The organism is Serratia sp. CY83965 (assembly GCF_052166375.1).
GTDB classification, from domain to species: Bacteria; Pseudomonadota; Gammaproteobacteria; order Enterobacterales; family Enterobacteriaceae; genus Serratia; species Serratia marcescens.
Genome location: NZ_JBJNOV010000004.1, coordinates 255,942 through 273,681, shown reverse-complemented (window position 1 = coordinate 273,681; position 17,740 = coordinate 255,942). Strand labels below are relative to the sequence as shown.

General features: G+C 57.4%; 15 protein-coding genes. 9 read left to right on the top strand and 6 right to left on the bottom strand.

Annotation, left to right across the window (positions count from 1 at the left end; genetic code table 11):
* Positions 1–22 precede the first annotated feature (22 nt).
* The 5 genes from cheA to flhD all read right to left on the bottom strand — a co-directional run bounded on the left by cheA (position 23) and on the right by flhD (position 5,072).
* Positions 23–2,044, bottom strand: a complete 2,022-nt coding sequence (gene cheA, locus ACJ8PL_RS12155; protein ID WP_016927284.1) for a chemotaxis protein CheA — start codon at positions 2,042–2,044, stop codon at positions 23–25.
* Positions 2,041–3,105 carry a flagellar motor protein MotB gene (gene motB / locus ACJ8PL_RS12150; protein WP_016927283.1) on the bottom strand — a complete coding sequence of 355 codons (1,065 nt, stop codon included), beginning with the start codon at positions 3,103–3,105 and terminating at the stop codon, positions 2,041–2,043. Before motB ends, cheA begins: the two co-directional genes overlap by 4 nt.
* Positions 3,102–3,992, bottom strand: coding sequence for a flagellar motor stator protein MotA (motA, locus tag ACJ8PL_RS12145; RefSeq protein ID WP_015378266.1), 891 nt, complete (start codon positions 3,990–3,992; stop codon positions 3,102–3,104). The genes motB and motA overlap by 4 nt, the downstream gene beginning before the upstream one ends.
* Before the next feature lie 145 nt (positions 3,993–4,137).
* A complete protein-coding gene (flhC, locus tag ACJ8PL_RS12140) occupies positions 4,138–4,722 on the bottom strand; it encodes a flagellar transcriptional regulator FlhC (RefSeq protein ID WP_016927281.1) in 585 nt (194 codons plus the stop codon).
* Entirely contained in the window at positions 4,722–5,072 is a 351-nt protein-coding gene (flhD, locus tag ACJ8PL_RS12135) for a flagellar transcriptional regulator FlhD (protein WP_004934891.1), read from the bottom strand. Before flhD ends, flhC begins: the two co-directional genes overlap by 1 nt.
* Before the next feature lie 1,345 nt (positions 5,073–6,417).
* On the opposite strand from flhD, the gene ydgT reads away from it, so the two are divergent.
* The 3 genes from ydgT to ACJ8PL_RS12120 all read left to right on the top strand — a co-directional run bounded on the left by ydgT (position 6,418) and on the right by ACJ8PL_RS12120 (position 8,366).
* Positions 6,418–6,633 (top strand): transcription modulator YdgT, encoded by a 216-nt coding sequence (gene ydgT, locus ACJ8PL_RS12130; protein WP_004934895.1) that lies wholly within the window; start codon positions 6,418–6,420, stop codon positions 6,631–6,633.
* A 197-nt stretch (positions 6,634–6,830) separates the two neighbouring features.
* Positions 6,831–7,250, top strand: a complete 420-nt coding sequence (uspC, locus tag ACJ8PL_RS12125; RefSeq protein ID WP_016927278.1) for a universal stress protein UspC — start codon at positions 6,831–6,833, stop codon at positions 7,248–7,250.
* 84 nt (positions 7,251–7,334) lie between these two features.
* Positions 7,335–8,366, top strand: coding sequence for an NADP-dependent oxidoreductase (locus ACJ8PL_RS12120; RefSeq protein ID WP_261104811.1), 1,032 nt, complete (start codon positions 7,335–7,337; stop codon positions 8,364–8,366).
* A 34-nt stretch (positions 8,367–8,400) separates the two neighbouring features.
* On the opposite strand, the gene pcp is transcribed toward ACJ8PL_RS12120, so the two are convergent.
* Complete coding sequence (gene pcp / locus ACJ8PL_RS12115) at positions 8,401–9,048, bottom strand: pyroglutamyl-peptidase I (protein WP_079449957.1); 648 nt, start codon at positions 9,046–9,048, stop codon at positions 8,401–8,403.
* Between the two features lie 97 nt (positions 9,049–9,145).
* Here pcp and ACJ8PL_RS12110 point away from each other — a divergent pair, with 97 nt between their 5' ends.
* From ACJ8PL_RS12110 to ACJ8PL_RS12085, 6 genes are all read left to right on the top strand, one after another.
* On the top strand, positions 9,146–10,078 hold the full coding sequence (locus ACJ8PL_RS12110) for a LysR family transcriptional regulator (RefSeq protein ID WP_261104810.1): 933 nt from the start codon (positions 9,146–9,148) through the stop codon (positions 10,076–10,078).
* A 521-nt stretch (positions 10,079–10,599) separates the two neighbouring features.
* Positions 10,600–12,939 (top strand): type VI secretion system Vgr family protein, encoded by a 2,340-nt coding sequence (locus ACJ8PL_RS12105; RefSeq protein WP_306376843.1) that lies wholly within the window; start codon positions 10,600–10,602, stop codon positions 12,937–12,939.
* Between the two features lie 10 nt (positions 12,940–12,949).
* The gene (locus ACJ8PL_RS12100) at positions 12,950–13,339 is read left to right on the top strand and encodes a DUF3592 domain-containing protein (RefSeq protein ID WP_016927272.1); all 390 of its coding nucleotides are present in this window, start codon (positions 12,950–12,952) and stop codon (positions 13,337–13,339) included.
* A gap of 86 nt (positions 13,340–13,425) precedes the next feature.
* Positions 13,426–13,926 carry a hypothetical protein gene (locus tag ACJ8PL_RS12095; RefSeq protein WP_442531190.1) on the top strand — a complete coding sequence of 167 codons (501 nt, stop codon included), beginning with the start codon at positions 13,426–13,428 and terminating at the stop codon, positions 13,924–13,926.
* 171 nt (positions 13,927–14,097) lie between these two features.
* Positions 14,098–16,650 (top strand): DUF2169 family type VI secretion system accessory protein, encoded by a 2,553-nt coding sequence (locus tag ACJ8PL_RS12090; RefSeq protein WP_115436191.1) that lies wholly within the window; start codon positions 14,098–14,100, stop codon positions 16,648–16,650.
* On the top strand, positions 16,647–17,714 hold the full coding sequence (locus ACJ8PL_RS12085; protein ID WP_442531189.1) for a pentapeptide repeat-containing protein: 1,068 nt from the start codon (positions 16,647–16,649) through the stop codon (positions 17,712–17,714). The genes ACJ8PL_RS12090 and ACJ8PL_RS12085 overlap by 4 nt, the downstream gene beginning before the upstream one ends.
* The last annotated feature ends 26 nt before the right edge of the window (positions 17,715–17,740 follow it).

Genomic DNA, 17,740 nt, shown 5'->3' with positions numbered 1-17,740 from the left:
TTTTAAATCAATAAACTCATTATTATGCGGCGGCGTCCGTCAGACGCTTTTCACGGTTCAAGGTTTGCAACGCCGAGACATCGACGATCAAGGCCACGCTGCCGTCGCCCAGAATGGTCGCGGCGGAGATGCCCGGCACTTTGCGGTAGTTGCTTTCCAGGTTCTTCACCACCACCTGATGCTGGCCAATCAGTTGATCTACCAGCAACGCATAGCGGCGGCCGGCGCTTTGCAGGATCACCACGATGCCCTGCGTGGCGTCGGTTTTGGCGCCGTCCACTTCGAATACCCGATACAGCTCCACCAGCGGCAGGTATTCGCCGCGCACCTGCAGCACGCGTTCACCCCCGGCCAACGGATGCAGATCTTCCGCCTGCGGCTGCAGCGATTCCATCACCGCGTTCAGCGGCAGGATAAAGACTTCGTCGTTCACCTTGACCGACATGCCGTCGAGGATCGCCAGCGTCAGCGGCAACAGGATGCGGATGGTGGTGCCTTTACCGGCCTGCGAACGGATCTCGACGTGGCCCCCCATCTCCTGAATATTCCTTTTCACCACGTCCATGCCGACGCCGCGGCCGGAAACGTCGGTCACCTGTTCGGCGGTAGAGAAGCCCGGCGCAAAGATCAGCATGCCGACCTCTTCGTCGCTCATGCTGTCGCTGACCGCCAGCCCTTGCGAAGCCGCCTTGGCGAGAATTTTTTCGCGGTTCAGGCCGGCGCCGTCGTCGATGACTTCAATACAAATGTTGCCGCCCTGGTGTTCGGCCGACAGCACCAGATTGCCCACCGCCGACTTGCCGGCGGCGATGCGGGTGGCCGGCTCTTCGATGCCGTGATCGAGGCTGTTGCGCACCAGGTGCGTCAACGGATCGATAATGCGTTCGATCAGGCTCTTGTCCAGTTCGGTGGAACTGCCTTGCAGCGTCAACTCCACCTGCTTGTTCAGCTTGCCGGCCAGATCGCGCACCAGGCGCGGATAGCGGCTGAAGACGTATTCCATCGGCATCATGCGGATCGACATCACCGACTCCTGCAGATCGCGCGCGTTACGCTCCAGCTGGCTCATGCTGTTCAGCAGATCGCCGTGGTTCACCGGATCGAGCGTGCCGGAGCGTTGCGCCAGCATCGACTGGGTGATCACCAGCTCGCCCACCAGGTTGATCAGCTGATCCACCTTTTCCACCGCCACGCGAATGCTGGTGGACTCGCTCGCCTTGGCGCGCGCTTTTGGCGCTTCGGCCGCTGCGGCGGCCGGTTTGGCGGCAGGCGGCGCGGCGTTCGCGACCGCCGCAGGCGCAGGCTCCGGCACGTCGACCGCTTCCGGTAAGCTCGCTTCTGCGATGGCCGGTTCGCTCTGGGGCGGCGTCGAGAAGCTGATTTGTTCCGGTTCCAGCACGAAGCACAACACGGCGCTGATGTCGTCTTCGCTGGCGGAGGTGAGCAACGTCACGTCCAGACTGTGTTCCGTTTGATGCGGATCTTTAACCTCGCCGAGGTTGCCCAGCTCTTCCAACATCAAGGGGATTTCACTGGCTTTCAGCCCGTTCAGGCTGATGCGCATGCCGCCCTCGATCGCCGCCGGCGCGGCCGATGGCTTAACGACAGGCTGCTGAACGGCCGGTTGAGCCGCAGGCGCCTCCTGCTGCTGTTGCGCTTCCAACGCCAGCTGGCGCAGCGCCTGACAAATGTATTCAAAGCTTTCAGCGTCAGGCTGTTGCGAGGTTTTATAGGCGTCCAGTTGCTCCTGCATAATGTCTTTGGTTTCCAGAAACAGGTTGATAATCTCGGTGCTCAGGCTCATTTCCTGGCGTCTTGCACCGTCCAGCAGGTTCTCCAGCAGGTGGGTGGTTTCCTGCAGCACCGAAAAACCAAAGGTCGCCGCGCCGCCCTTGATCGAATGCGCCGCGCGGAAGATGGCGTTCAACGGCTCGATATCGGGGGCCAGCGGATCCAGCTCCAGCAGGTGTTGCTCCATGTCGGCCAGCAACTCGTCTGCCTCATCAAAGAAGGTCTGATAAAAATCGCTAATGTCCATGCTCACGGGGTCACCTCTGGCTGTGAGTCGCGGTTAGTCGGTGCGGGTGCGGAAGCCGGTTGTTCCGGCGCCTGATCGGCCGGTGCTATTGCCGGGGATGCCTGCGGTGGAGCGCTTGGCGTTGGCGCCACCGGTTCCGGGGCTGTCGCCGAGGGTTCCGGCGTTTGGCTGGCCGGTGCGGTCGCCGACGGCGCCAGCTGCTTCAGACTGTCCGGTTGGGCGATATCCAGCGCGTTGCTTTCGGCATTTTCGTGCTCGATGCCCTCTTGCGTTTGCTTGTTCAGCACCAACACGGTGATGCGTCGGTTAATCGCGTCATCGGCGCCATGCTGTTTCAGGCTCATGGTGGCCGCCATGCCCACCACCCGCAGCACCTTGCCTTCCGCCAGGCCGCCGGCGATCAGCTCGCGTCGGGAGGCGTTGGCGCGATCGGCCGACAGTTCCCAGTTGCTGTAGCCGCGCTCGCCGGTAGCGTAAGGGATATCATCGGTGTGACCGGACAGGCTGATCTTGTTCGGCAAGTCGTTGAGGATCGGCGCTATCGCCCGCAGAATATCGCGCATATAGCTCTCGACCTGCGCGCTGCCGGTTTTGAACATCGGCCGGTTTTGGCTATCGATAATCTGAATGCGCAACCCCTCGTCCATCATGTTGATCAGCAGATGCGGGCGCAGCGCCTTCAGGCGCGGATCGGACTCAATCAACTCATCCAGCTTTTCGCGCAGCTTGTTCAGGCGCAGCTCTTCGGCGCGCGCGTCCGGCGAATCGACCTGTTTTCTCACCAGGCCGTGCTGCTGCGTGGGATCGTCGCCGCCGCCCGGGATTGGGCTGCTCTCGGAGCTGCTCTTGTCGCCGCTGGTCAGGGCGACCTTGAGCGGCGTACGGAAATATTCGGCGATTTGCGTCAGCTCCTGCGGGCTGGCGATCGCCAGCAGCCACATCACCAGGAAGAACGCCATCATCGCCGTCATAAAGTCGGCATAAGCGATCTTCCAGGAGCCGCCATGATGAGCGGCATGATGCGATTTGCGCTTTCTGACCAGAACGACCGGATGATTCTGTTTCATGCTTCTTCTTCTTCCGTCGCCTGCTGCGCCGGCGCTTTCACGCGGCGCACGTGTTCTTCCAGCTCAACGAAAGAAGGACGTTCGGTGGTATACAGCGTTTTGCGGCCAAACTCGACTGCGATCTGCGGCGCGTAACCGTTCAGACTCGACAAAAGCGTGACCTTGATGCATTGCATCATCTTGACGTTTTCGGCGCTCTTCTGGCGCAGCAACGTCGCCAGCGGCGAGATGAAGCCGTAGGCCAACAAAATGCCGAGGAAAGTACCGACCATGGCGTTAGCGATCAGCGCGCCCAGTTCAGCGGCCGGACGGTCAGCCGAAGCCAGGGCGTGCACCACCCCCATCACCGCCGCGACGATGCCGAACGCCGGCAAGGAGTCGCCCACCATCGCCAGACTGCCGGCGGGCACTTCGCTTTCCTGCTCGTAGGTTTCGATCTCTTCGTCCATCAGCGCTTCGATCTCGAACGCATTCATATTGCCGCTCACCATCAGCCGTAAATAGTCGGTAATGAACTCCACCAGGGTGTTATCGGCAAGGATGCGCGGATAATTAGAGAAAATTTCACTTTCTTGCGGATTATCGATATCGAACTCGAGCGACAGCATGCCCTGCTGACGCGATTTGGCCAGCAGACGGAACAGCAACGCCATCAGATCCATATACAGATCTTTGTTGTATTTGGAACGGCGCATCAGGCGCGGCAGGGCGCGCAGCGTGGCTTTGATCGCTTTGCCGTTGTTGCCGACGATGAAAGCGCCGACCCCCGCCCCGCCGATAATCAGAAACTCCGCCGGCTGATATAGCGCACCGAGATGACCGCCCACGATCAGGTAGCCGCCAAACACCGCGCCCAATACCACGAGATAACCCAAAATAACTAGCACACGCATTCCTTAAATTAACAATGTGGATGGAAGGTGGGGCAAACGCGCCCTGGCGCGACAGACCAGGCTGCATGTCTGGGGGCGGCATGCCGCCCCTGCGTATCACACGTCGGTATTCATTGCCGAGAGCCGGCAATGTGGCGGCTCAAATGGCGCGTTTGACCTGCTCGTCCAGCAGTTGAGGAATAATATCGGCCAGTTGCGGCGAAAGTTTACGTCTTTTTACGGCGCGGGATGGGGGTTGGCATAAACTGCAGATGAAACCATTCAGCGGCTGGTGCGCGTGGGTGATAAATGCGCCGCCGCAGCAGCTGCAGGCGGAAAGCTGCAACATGCCGCTATCGACGAAGCGCACCAGCGTCCAGGCACGGGTCAGCGCCAGCAACGGCGCCTCGCCGGCCTGCTGCGGACACTGCTCGAGATAGAGGCGATAGGCTTTGATCACCGCCTCCACTCCGCTGCACTGCCCGCTTTTCATCAAAAACAGGTAAGCGTTGTAAAACATCGACGAGTGAATATTTTGTTCCCAGGTCATAAACCAGTCGGTTGAGAACGGTAACATTCCTTTTGGCGGCGGGCTGCCGCGTAACTCCTTGTAAAGTTTAATCAAGCGCCCGCGGCTAAGCTGGGTTTCACTCTCCAGCATCTGCAATCGGGCTCCCAGCGAAATCAGCTCCATGGCGAGCTGAATGTCCTTGGCTTCTTGAACGATACTTTTCTCAACCATCATCAGGCTCTTTTCTTCGTCGGGCTAGCGTCTTTACTCGATAGCTCTTGCAGTAAATGGCTTGATAGCAAAATGCCGGTATGGATTTGTTGCAGATCGTCGACGCGCGACTCTTTGGTCAGGCGTTCGATGGTCTGGCTTTCGTTAAAGCGGAAGTGGCAAACCAGCTGGTTGGTCTCGGCCAGTTTAACCATTTGCGGCAAAGTCAGCTGCGCCAGCGCATCGGCCATGGTTTCATCAATACCCAGGCGAAACATTGCGGACGCTTTTTCATCGTTGATCAAACGCTGTGCTAAAAGTAAATATGACAGATTGATGTCATAAATATGCTTAAGTAATTCAGACGTACCCATATTCCCCATCCCGACAGACTATGTTTAAAAACATACGCTGGGTGATAAATTTTATCGCCCGTGACTTGGGTTGTTTCCCAAAGTTGGCAAATTAATCTCTCAAAAACGACTGCTATAATTTTCGACAATCGCTAAATTCGACCACTGTTCAGTATTTGCTACGAGCGTAAACCAACGTGTATGGATGTACAGCATTCTGCTTCGATAGTGTTTAGTCACCATGAAACTATTTTTACAAATTTAATAAGATTATTCCTAAAGCAGCGCAACTCTACCCCCGAACCATTAGCACACACAATGTAAGTGAGAGGCAATTTTAAATACAATGTGACATAGATCACAAAAATAAAAAATAATTGAGCCAAATACACCCAAATACGTTCATTTATTGACCGCCAATTTGCTCACAAAACAGCCATAGGTAAAAAAACGTCTTAAAAACAATGTTTATCCGCCAAAAAATTATCTTTTTTAGATCAATTCGAACAAAAGCATCACCAAACCAAAATAACAGAACAAAAATCTGCATATAGGCAACAAACTCAGTATAAATAACCATTTGAGTTACTAAAAAATATCCAAGCTGAAAAATAACCAATGTAAACTATAAGGTTATTAGCTATCGGATTTGACTTAAGCCCTCCGCCTGAGGCTGTTCTAATTTTCAACATCAGGTGATTATGGCTTATCAATGATTCGCAGGCGTAGTGAACAAGCTAACAGACGTAACGATATGTTTCCGTATTAGCACGATGCAAGAATGCTTTTTTTTAGTTAAATTTCCCCAAAACGTTATATCGGCGGCAATTCATAAAACTTTAATGCTTTTTATTTCTTTTTCTGACGCCGAGATAATTCCCCCCTCACCCCAGAGATTATTTACATGGCTTTGGCTTTCATCACTTCATTGTCATAAAATAAAACGCAGTTTTGTTTTACTATTGATATTTCGTCATCGAAAAAACGGTTTTTCAACGCAAGCAGCGGCGACAAACACCGCCCAATGCCGCGACGGCGCCACGGCCGGGTGAAAAAATCACCGCAAAAGAGGCCCGGCACGGCACCGCGCGCTGGTGCACAGCACGAATGACGACGCGTCGGCCGTCAACCGCCCTGAGACTTTCCCTATTTCTCCATTAATCAGCAGGCTGAGATTGCTGACGGCGCACTGGCATATTATGATTTATCAAAGCGCCGCTACGGGCGGCGTGACATCATTACCCAGTGCAATTTATCTAATCGAAATGATTTTTGTCAGGTCGTACATCGCTGCCTCGACGGCGTCGCCGTGAGTCGCCATGTGTTATTCACCCGGCTTTAACTATTAACAGGCTATATTTTAATCATGACCGATACGCTCGAATATCTGCTGACATTTCGTAAATGCTCCTCTTTGGACAGCCTGGAGAAGGTGTACGACAAACTGAACTACTCCATTGAAAACGATACGGAAATGAGCAATATGTACCGTGCCGCCGACCACCGTCGCGCCGAGTTGGTTGCCGGTAAATTGTTCGATCTGGGCAAGGTGCCGAAAACGCTGTGGGCACAGGTGCTTTAATTCAGTGAAATTACGTGCGGCAACGGTTTTATCTTTTATTGCTATATAACCGGGGCAAATTCAGCTTTTATTGCCGCGCGTGATATGAAACACATTTATTAGGCTCACCAGGTTCTACCCTTTATCCGACGCAGTGCTTCCACCAAGGCCGCCGATGCGGCAGCCTGAAACACGATGGATACAACAAGGAGTCGGATATGGGGTATCAAAACGTTCTGGTCACCGTCGCCGTTGCCCCTGACAGCCACCGCCTGGTGGAAAAGGCCGTCTCCATCGTTCGCCCTTACGGCGGCAGCATCACCCTGTTAAGCACCCTCGCCAATCCGGAAATGTACAATAATTTCGCCGGACCGATGCTGGGCGATTTGCGCTCGCTGATGGAAGAGGAAACCCGGCTGTTTATGGAAGAACTGCGCCAACGCGCCGGCTACCCTATCGCCGATACGCTGATCGTGCATGGCGAGCTGGGTGACAGCCTGGCATTCGCCAGCCGCCGTCAGCCGTTTGACCTGCTGCTCTGCGGCAATCACCGAGACAGCATGATGAACAAAGTCTCCTGTTCCGCCGCCCGCTTTATCAATATCAGTCATATCGACGTGCTGATCGTTCCGCTCTGAGCTAAGCACATTCGGTCACGTCCCCTTAGCGCCCCTGGACTAGGCTTAACGGACCTTGTTTGCCGCAACACAAAGGAGCTTTCGATGTCCCCTTCTCAACAGAACCGCCGCTTCCTGCTGGCCTCGCGTCCGCACGGCGAACCGACGGCGGCGAACTTCCGTCTCGAAACCGTCCCCGCACCGCAACCCGGTGCCGGCCAACTGCTGCTGCGCACCGTCTATCTGTCGTTGGATCCTTATATGCGCGGACGCATGAGCGATGCCCCCTCCTATGCGCCGCCGGTGGAGATCGGTCAGGTGATGGTGGGCGGTACGGTATCGCGCGTGGCGTCCTCACAGCATCCCGATTTCAACGTCGGCGATTGGGTATTGGGCTATGACGGTTGGCAGGATTACGCGCTGTCCGACGGCAGCGGCCTGCGCAACCTCGGCCCGCATTTGCCGCACCCTTCCCGCCTGCTGGGCGTGCTCGGCATGCCGGGATTTACCGCATACATGGGGCTGCTCGACATCGGCCAACCGCAGGCGGGTGAAACGCTGGTGGTCGCCGCCGCCAGCGGCGCGGTCGGTTCAGTGGTCGGCCAAATCGGCAAACTGAAAGGCTGCCGCGTCGTCGGCGTTGCCGGCGGTGCGGAAAAATGCCGCTATGTGGTGGAAGAGTTGGGTTTCGACGCCTGTATCGATCACCGCGCCCCAGACTTTGCCGAACAGTTGGCCGCTGCCTGCCCACAGGGTATCGACATCTATTACGAGAATGTCGGCGGCGCCGTATTCGACGCCGTACTGCCGCTGTTGAACACCAAAGCGCGCATTCCGGTATGCGGCATTATCGCCCATTACAATGCCACCGGATTACCCGCGGGGCCGGACCGCTTGCCGCTGCTGGAGGGACTGATCCTGCGCAAACGCATCCGCATGCAGGGCTTTATCATCTTCGATGACTACGGCGCACGCTTTGACGAGTTCTTGCAACAAATGAGCAGTTGGGTCGAACAGGGGAAAATCAAGTTCCGCGAAGACATCGTCGACGGGCTGGAGCAGGCGCCGCAGGCGTTTATCGGCCTGCTGCAGGGCAAAAATTTCGGCAAACTGGTGATCCGCGTCGCCGACGAATAACCCGCGGCAGGGCGTGGTACGCCACGCCCTGCTTTTAATGTACGGCGCCATCGCCGAATCGCACATCTTCCTCTACCGTCAGCGTCACCTGCACGACAGTGCGCACCGCTTCCACCATCGTCGCCAGCGCCATGCTCGGCTTGCCCGGGTGCGCTGCCGCCAGTTCATGGCTGTACGGAATATGCACGAACCCGCCCCTGGCCCGCGAATGCTGCGTCTCCAGATAGTGACGCAGCCCATAAAAAATATGGTTGCAGTTGTAGGTGCCTGCCGTATAAGAGACCGCCGCGGGGATCCCCTGCCGGCGCAGTTGCTGCACCGCGGCCTTGACGGGCAGCGTACTGAAATAGCCCACCGGCCCGCCGGCCACCACCGGCACGTCAATCGGCTGTTTACCGGCATTGTCGGGAATGCGGGCATCGATCAGATTGATGGCCACCCGTTCCAGGGATATCTCGGCCCGGCCGCCGGCCAGCCCCAGACAAATCACCGCCAGCGGCTGCAATGCCTCAATCGCCGCGATCAACTGCTGATTGGCCACGCCCAATACGCAGGGCAGCTCGAGCACCACGATCTCCGCGCCGGCGATACGCTCTCCGGCCAATGCCTGCGCGACCTGCCAGGAAGGGTTCACCGCGTCCCCCTCGAACGGCTCAATGCCCGTGATTAACACTTTGTTCATCATTTCCCCTGATTGAAGGCTAAATTCGTGTGCTACCAGCCTAGGGAACGCTGTAAGATTCTGGAAATGGATTATCTGTATATAGAGTATTCATAAAATGAATTTAGCCAACGTCGATCTCAACTTGCTGGTGGTGTTTGAGGCGTTGTATCAGACGCGCAACGTCACCGCCGCAGGCCGGCGTCTTAACCGCGCGCAACCTTCCGTCAGCAATGCATTGGCGCGGCTGCGCATTCTTCTGAACGATCCGCTGTTTATTCGCAGCGGCGGCGCCATGGCGCCCACGCCGCGCGCCCACCAGCTGATGCCGCAAATACAGCGGGTGCTTGAACAGATCCATCTGGCGTTGGCGCCCCCTGCCCGTTTCGACCCGGCCACCGCCGGGCAGCGGCGTTTTACGCTGGCGGCCGGCGACTATGCCGATATCTTGCTGCTGCCCGCCATCATCAGCCGTTTGCGCCAGGCGGCACCCGGCATCGATATTCGCGTTTCGCGTCTGGATCGCCGCAATATTTACCGGCAGCTGGATCGCGGGGAGGTGGATATCGCGCTGGGAGGGCATCTTTCCGGGGCAGAAAGCCACTATGTACGCACGTTGTTTGAAGAGCATCTGGTGTGTATCGCCAGCCGTTCACACCCGCAATTGGCGGATGGCCGCTGGGATCTGGCCCGCTACCTCAGCCTGCCGCACGGGCTGTACGCGCCGGCTGACGACGGCTCCGCCAGAGGCTTGGTCGACCGCCGCCTGGCGGAAATCGGCGGCCAACGGCGCGTTGCCGTGACCTTTTCACACATTGCCGCTCTGCCGGCCGTGGTCGCCGACAGCGATCTGATCGCCACGCTGGCCGCCAGCGCGGCCCGGCATTTTTCCGATCCGCAACGCGTACGCATTCTCCCGCTGCCTGACGAGTTGGCCATCGCGCCTTTCCCCATTGAGCTGATCGCCGGCCGGCAGGCGCAACGCGACCCGGCTTTAATCTGGCTCTGCGAGCTGATCGGTCAACTCCCCTTCGCCTCCTCTCCACGCTAACGGCGGCATTCGCTGCATTCGCTGCATTTTCAACCGTTCAAACGCATATTCCCAGGCCCGTCGGCGGGCCCTGGGACGCCTACCAAATAGGAATCATCCGAATTAACATTCGCCAAATTTATATATTTGATCATCTTTAACTGGCAAATGGTAAGGATAAAAAACAGTCAGTGACTTTTTTTACGTAAAAAAAGAGTTGTTTTATAAGCACGTTGACTTATGTGTTACACATTTATTTTTTGGTATTACCAATTACCCAATAATTTGAGATAAAAAATGATCTACCCGCATCCATATGTTTTAAATGATAAAAAACAAGATCGTGAGCAAGTTAACGAATTGAGCATTGATCCACAAGGCTATTTTGCAAATGCAGTGCTCTATTGTAGACTGCACAAATCGTGCCTTTGTGTAAACTTTGTTAAATCTTTCGTCAGTTCCTGTCTCCATTCGTGACAGATACGCCATCGGGATCGCGCGTCAATTCTCGTGCGGTAGCTATGCCTAAACCGAGGAATAGTATGGATCGTCTTATCATTGCGCACACGCCTTTGCCCGCCCATCAGCTGTTGTTCAGAAGCCTTTCCGGTGAGGAAAAACTGGCCGGCCTGTTCGAATTCGACGTCGAGCTGCTCAGCCCCGACAATCGGCTCGATCTGAAAGCGCTGCTGGGACAAAAAATCACGCTGGAGCTGCGGGGCAATCCGTTGGCGCCGCGTTATCTCAACGGCAATATCACGCGCATGACCCTCTCTGGACGAGAAGCCGGCGGCAACCGTTACTATATCTACCGCGCCGTGCTGCGCCCCACGCTGTGGTATCTGACGCAAAACCGCGATTTTCGCATCTACCAGGAAAAGACCGTTCCCGACATCCTGACTCAGGTGCTGGGGCAGTATCAGGTGAAAATCGATAACCGCCTGAGTTACGACTACCGCATCTGGGGGTACTGCGTGCAGTACCAGGAGAGCGATTTCGATTTCATCAGCCGTCTGATGGAACACGAAGGCATCTATTACTATTTCACGCACCAGCAAGACGGCCATACGCTGGTGCTGGCTGACGCGCCGGCGGCGCATCAGGAACTCGCCGGCTACGCCAGCATTCCCTATCAGCTCGCGGAAGGCGGCCTGGTGGAAAACAAAGACAGCATCAATAGCTGGAGCGTTTCTGACGCCATCACGCCCAGCCTGTATAGCCTGGATGACTACGATTTTCGCAAGCCGCGCGCGCGGTTGCTGGAAGCCCGGCAAAATCCCGCCTCGTTCGCGCAGGACAAAGCCGAGGTGTTCGACTGGCCCGGCCGTTATACCGATCACGCCCATGGCCAGTTTTACGTCAAGGTTCGCCAACAGGAGTTCGAAGCGCAGCATGAGCAGATGAGCGGCGAAGGCAATTCGCAGGGCATTGCGCCCGGCTACCGTTTTCAACTGACCCAGGCGCCGCGTATAGAAGACAACCGCGCCTACCTGGTGGTCAGCGCGCATTACTTCATGCAGGAAAACAGCTACGCCAGCAACGATAACGACGTCGGCGAGCAGCGAACCGAATTTCAGGTCGTTCCGGCGGACATCAATTGGCGCCCGGCGCGCACCACGCCTTGGCCGAAAACCCATGGCCCGCAAACTGCCGAAGTGGTGGGCCCGGAAGGCGAAAGCATCTGGACCGATAAATATGGCCGGGTGAAACTCAAGTTCCGTTGGGATCGCCACGGCAGCGGCAACGAAACCAGCTCCTGCTGGGTGCGCGTCTCCAGCGCCTGGGCCGGCTGGAAATACGGCGGGATCCAGATCCCGCGCGTCGGTGAAGAAGTGGTGGTCGACTTTATCAACGGCGATCCGGATCGCCCTATCATCACCGGCCGCGTTTACAACGAAGACAGCATGCCGCCGTGGGATCTGCCCGGCGACGCCACCAAAATGGGCTTTATGAGCCGCAGTAAAGGCGGCGGCGCCGACAATGCCAGCTTCCTGTTCCTGGAAGATGCGCCCGGCAACGAATCTTTCGACATGCACGCCGAACGCAACATGAACATGACGGTGGAAAACGACAAGAACGTCAATATTGACGGCAGTCGCACCACCATCATCGGTCGCCAGCAGGACGACACCGTCACCGGCGACGCCACGTTCCTGTACAAAGCGAAACGCACCACGACGGTCAATGGGCTGGAAACCGCCAACCTGAACGCTCATCAGACGGTGAACATCAAAGGCGGCCGCGACCTGACGATTATCGACGGCGGCGATAAAATCGACATCACCGGCAATCAGTCCTTCAAGCTCGACGGCGCGCAGACGCAAAACATTACGCAAACCCAGCATGTCACGGTCAAAGGCAACCAGACCCTCGACATTACCGAGGGGCAACAAACCAGCACCATCAAACAAGGGCAAACGGTCAACATCACTTCCGGCGGGCAGCACACCACCATCTCCGCAGGCGGGCAGGAATTGACGATTAAAGGCGGCGGCCAAACCGCCACCGTAACCGGGAATGTCACCGAGACCTACAAAAACGATCAGAGCACAACGATCACCGGCACGCTGACCATCAAAGCGAAAACGATCAATATCACCAGCAGCGACGGCGTATCGGTGCAAACACCGAGCTGGAAAGACAACTGCCACGGCTTGAAATGGGTGGCGACCGGGGCCAACTTCGCCTTTTACGGTTCAAATCTTGCGTTGACAGGGGCCAGCCTGAAACACACGATGCTCGATATTTCGCACAACCCGCTGTCGATCAGCAAAACCAATTTCAAGCTCAGTAATGATCCCATGACGTTCACACAGCTTGGCGCGCTGGTGACCAACGGTGCCTTACGATTGAGCACCAAGGCGCTGGCGATCTTCTTGTAAAGGGACACCCATGTCGAAGGCCAAAAATGTTTTCACCGTTATCGGTTTGATTTTATTGGCTCCCATTCTCAGCCTGGTGGGCTTTTTCAAATTCATCACGGTCGATATCTGGGGTTATTTCAAACATATCGGTTCTTCCCTCAGCGTGATGGAGAACGGTATTTCCGCCTCAGGGCAAATCGTCAGCATTCGCCAGACCAACCTGTGGGACGGGAATCGGCCGGTCTGCGAAGTCGAAGTCAAGTACATCGCCCAAGACGGGAAAAACCGTACGGCCGTGGCGAAAGGCCCGATCAGCGTCGTGGATCTGCCGCGTTATCAGCCGGGCCATTTCATCGCGATAAAGTACGATCCGAAGAATCCCAAAAAAGCGGTGATCGAAGAGCTTTCCCGGCTTTGAGCGAAAAGCATCCCTTCAATCACGCGATCCGAAACGGCTTATCGTTCATCAGTTCGCGAAATCACCTTGCATAAGGAAGTGTCACGATGGGCACGTTCATTGCCTTTTCGACGCAGGACAGCCTCTGGGGACAAATCCTGTTTACCTTCTTTGGCATCCTGGTTGGCTGCGTATTGCTCGCTGCGATCGGCAAAACCTTCTTGTCGGCCAACCGAGCGGCCACGTTGCCTTTGCGGCTGCTGATCTTTGTCGCGCTGATGCTGGCGCTCCTGAAATACAACCAGCAGGTGATGTCTGCGGTGAATGCCCCCGCAGAACTGATCGGATTGCTGATTTTTCCCGGCTTTTTGATGAGTTACCTGGGTGCGGCGCCCACCGGCCGCCTGGCGCTGGCGATAGAGCTGCCCTGTTTTGCGGCGCTCGCCGCGCTGCTGATCCTGGGCACCGCCGACGTCGGCTTCTTTGCGCCCTATCACCTGGAGAGCGCCAGCCAATTGATCGCCAAGGCGATCGCCGCGGCGTTGTCCGTGGCGGCCGTGCTGCTGGCTCGTGGAATAAGCGGAAAGGACAACGCACTGTCCTCTTGATCATCCATTTCGAAGCGGGGCGCTCCCCGCATTGGCGATCGGCTCTGAACGCCGCATCGTTTTCTTCATCTGTTGTGACATAGCCTGATATCTATTAAACCGAAAAACGGATTGTTTTTGAGCAAGCAGCCTGGCTGCCGGCTGATATCCACAGGAAGCTTTACACACACAATGAAAGTCGTAAAACCTCTGCGCCTCAGCGCGCTTCATCGACCCTTCTCTTGGCAAGGGCAAAACCATCTGGGCGTTTCCGTTTTGGCCTTGGCCGACATGGGGGCAGCCCCGCGCCTGCGTCCCGAACCGGAGTTGTGGCAGTTGGCCGCCGACGAACTCACGTTGAGCGGCGGCGTGCTCGATTTGGCTATCCCAAAAGCCTGCGCGGAGTTTCTCGCCACCGGCAACGCCTACACCCATCATCAACAAGACAAAACCGCTTGCGCCGTGAAGATCCAGCTTGATTCGCTGGAAAAAACGCTGGTGGTTTTCGGCGATCGCCATTGGATCAACGATCGCCCCTCTACTCCCCTCCCTTTTGCAGAGATGCGTCTGGACTGGCGCCGGGCTTACGGCGGCGCACAGTTCGCCGATAATCCGCACGGCATCGGCGCCACCCCAGAAACATTTCCGCAAGGCCGCATCCATCGCCTACCCAATGTTGAACCCCTGCAGGGACGCCTTGCGTCTTCTCGGCAAAGCGCGCAACCGGCAAGCTTTGACGCGTTGGATATCACTTGGCCGCGCCGCTTCTCCCGCATCGGCAAAAACTACGACGCCGACTGGTTGAAAAACGGCTTTCCCGGCTTCGCCAACGATATCGACTGGCGCCTGTTCAACATGGCGGAAAGCGATCAGCAGTTTCCTCAACGCGACAGCTTGCCGCCCCGGGCCGCCTATCGGATTTGGAACATGCACCCTTCAGAACCGGTGCAGCAAGGGCATTTGCCGCCGTGGCGCGCGCGCTGCTTCATCAACCGGCTGCGCGGCGGCGAAACGCATTTCGAAGAGATCGCGATGCGCCACACCACCGTCTGGTTCTTCCCACATCGGGAACAGATGCTGCTGATTTATCAGGGCAGCACACGCATCAATGAAGACGATGCCGCCGACGTGATGCAGCTGATGCCGGCCCTGGAAACCGAAGGCGAGCCCCGCTCCGCCGCGCATTATCGGCAGGTGTTGGCCCAGCGGCTGGATAAAGAACGGGGTGCTCTGCACGCTTTTCGTGAACAAGAGTTGCTGCCGGAGGCGTGCATCGGCGCCTGGCTGGATACGGAAACGCCGACGCAGCAAAGCCCGATGGCGGAAAATATCGCCGCCTACGAGCACCAGCAACGCGAAGAGCATCGCCAGCGTCTGCTGCGCGAGGGGCAAGACATCGATGAACTTTTCCCGCGCCCGTCGCAAGAGGCGCCGCCGAAGCTTGACCAGCTCGCCGAATTCGTCGAGCGTCTGGAAAACCAGGCCGAGGCGCAGTATCAGGACATGCTCAAGCTGACGCAAGCCGAGGGCATCGATCCGCTCAACCCCGGTGGGGATCACGTGCCGCCATCCGGTGCGGAAAGCTACCAGCAGCAACGCGATCTGCTGTTCCAGGAGGCGCGCCGCCATCCCGACGCGTTTAGCGCTAAACAGCGTGGGGAAAGCGAGCGCGCGCTGCATCAAATGTATTTAATGTCGGCGCAGGCGCAAAGCCCTGCACTGCGTTTGCGTGGCGATCTGGCGCAAATCATTCGCCAACGCGTCGCCGCCGCCATGCTGCGCGATAAGGATCTCAGCGGTCTTGATCTCACCGGCGCCGATCTGTCCGGCATGGATCTCTGCCAGGCTAACTTGCGCGGCGCTTTGCTGGAAAACGCCGATCTGCGCCAAACCCAATTGGTGGGTTGCGATCTTCGCGAGGCGATGTTGGCGCGCGCCGATCTCAGCGGCGCCGTCTTACAGCAGGCCGATTTGAGCCACGCCTCCTTGGCCCTGGCGAAATGCGAAGCGACGGATTTCGGCGGCGCGCGGTTGCACGAAACCAACATTCAGCAAACGTTGTTTCAACGCTGCGATTTCACGATGGCGTCGTTACGCGACTTGCTGGGATACGAAACCCTGCTCGGGCAGTGTGACTTCAACCGCGCCACGCTGGCCAACATTACGCTGATGGAGCTGCAACTGGAGCAGCTGACATTCAGCCACGCCCGGCTCGACAAAGTCAGCTTCGTCAAATGCCGGCTGCTGGCGGTGAACTTCGATCGGGCGCGGCTAGAGAGCTGCGCCTGGGTTGATACCGAGACGCAAAGCCTCAGCTTCCGCGCCGCACGCCTCACCGCCTGCGCCTTCGCGGCCAAGACGCTGTTGCCGCAGGCGGATTTCAGCGACGCGACGCTGAACCAGTGCAATTTGCGCCAGATGCCGTTGCAGCGGGCGAATTTCAACCGCGCGCGCCTCGACAACTGCGACCTGTCGGAAGCCCGGCTGAACGAGGCCGATTTCCGTCAGGCCAACGGCAGCGGCAGCCTGTTCATTCGCTGCGATCTGTCCCAGGCCAACCTGCGCGACGCCAATTTCATCGCGGCGATCCTGCAAAAATGCGTGCTGTCAGGCGCCGACCTGCAGGGCGCCAATCTGTTCCGGGCCGATTTGTCGCAGTCGCAAGTGGATCAGGCGACACGGCTCGACGGTGCCTATACCGCCAGGGTGAAAACATTGCCTCGCCATAACGGGAAGGAAGTATGACGTCAAAACCTGAGCAGATACGCCAGCGCGTGAAACGCGGCGAGCTGATTGCCGGTGAGGATTTGCACGGCCTGTCATTCGCCGGTATGGATTTGGCCGGCGGCATGTTCAACGAACTGAACCTGAACGGCGTGAACTTCTCCGATTGCGATCTGCGCGACAGCGTCTTCAGCGATTGCCGGCTCGAACACGCTCAATTTGCGCGGGCGAACCTGAAGCAAACGGCCTTCAATCAGTGCGTCATGGCGGGCGGCCGCTTCAGCGAGAGCCATATCGAACTGACGATGTTCAACGACTGCCGGCTCGAACAGAGCGACTTCAGCCGGCTGTCGCTCAACCAAAGCCACTGGATGTCATGCCAATTGGCCGGCGCGAATTTTTCCGCCACTCAGCACGATCGCACCACCTTTTACGAAAGCCCGCTCGACGGTGCAGATTTAAGCCATACGAGGCTGTCACTTGTCACATTCTTTCGATTAAATCTCTGTGAAACAAGGCTTGAAGGGGTTTATTTCGACCGCGTCACGTTTTTCGAATGTGACCACCGCGGCAAAAGTTACGCCGGGCAGCGCCTCATCGCCTGCCAGTTTACCGATAACCAACTGGACGACGTCGATTTCAGCCAGGCGACGTTGCGCCAGAGCAATTTCAAGGGCGCTTCGCTGCGGCGCGCCAACCTGACGGGTGTGCAAGCGCAGCAGTCACTGTGGCTGGAGGCCAATCTGACCCACGCGCAGTGCCGCAGCGGGCAGTTCGATCAGGCGATCTTCAGCGAAGCGACGCTGGACGCCGCCAACTTTAGCCAGGCGCGCCTGTATCAATGCGTGTTCCAGCGCAGCCGCGCGGCGCGCTGTGATTTCAGCGACAGCGACCTGACCTACGCCGACTTCTGTTACGCCGACATCGGCGCCGCCGATTTCCGGCGCGCGCGTTTTATGCGCACCCGCATGCACCGCGCCCACCAGCAGCAAACACGCTGGGGCGATCGCAGCGGGATCCTCGAGAGCGACGAAGAGCTGTACGCCGCTGAAACCTGGAGCGCACAGCGCCAGAGCCGAATCTGAATGCATTGACCACTTCACGAGGGGAT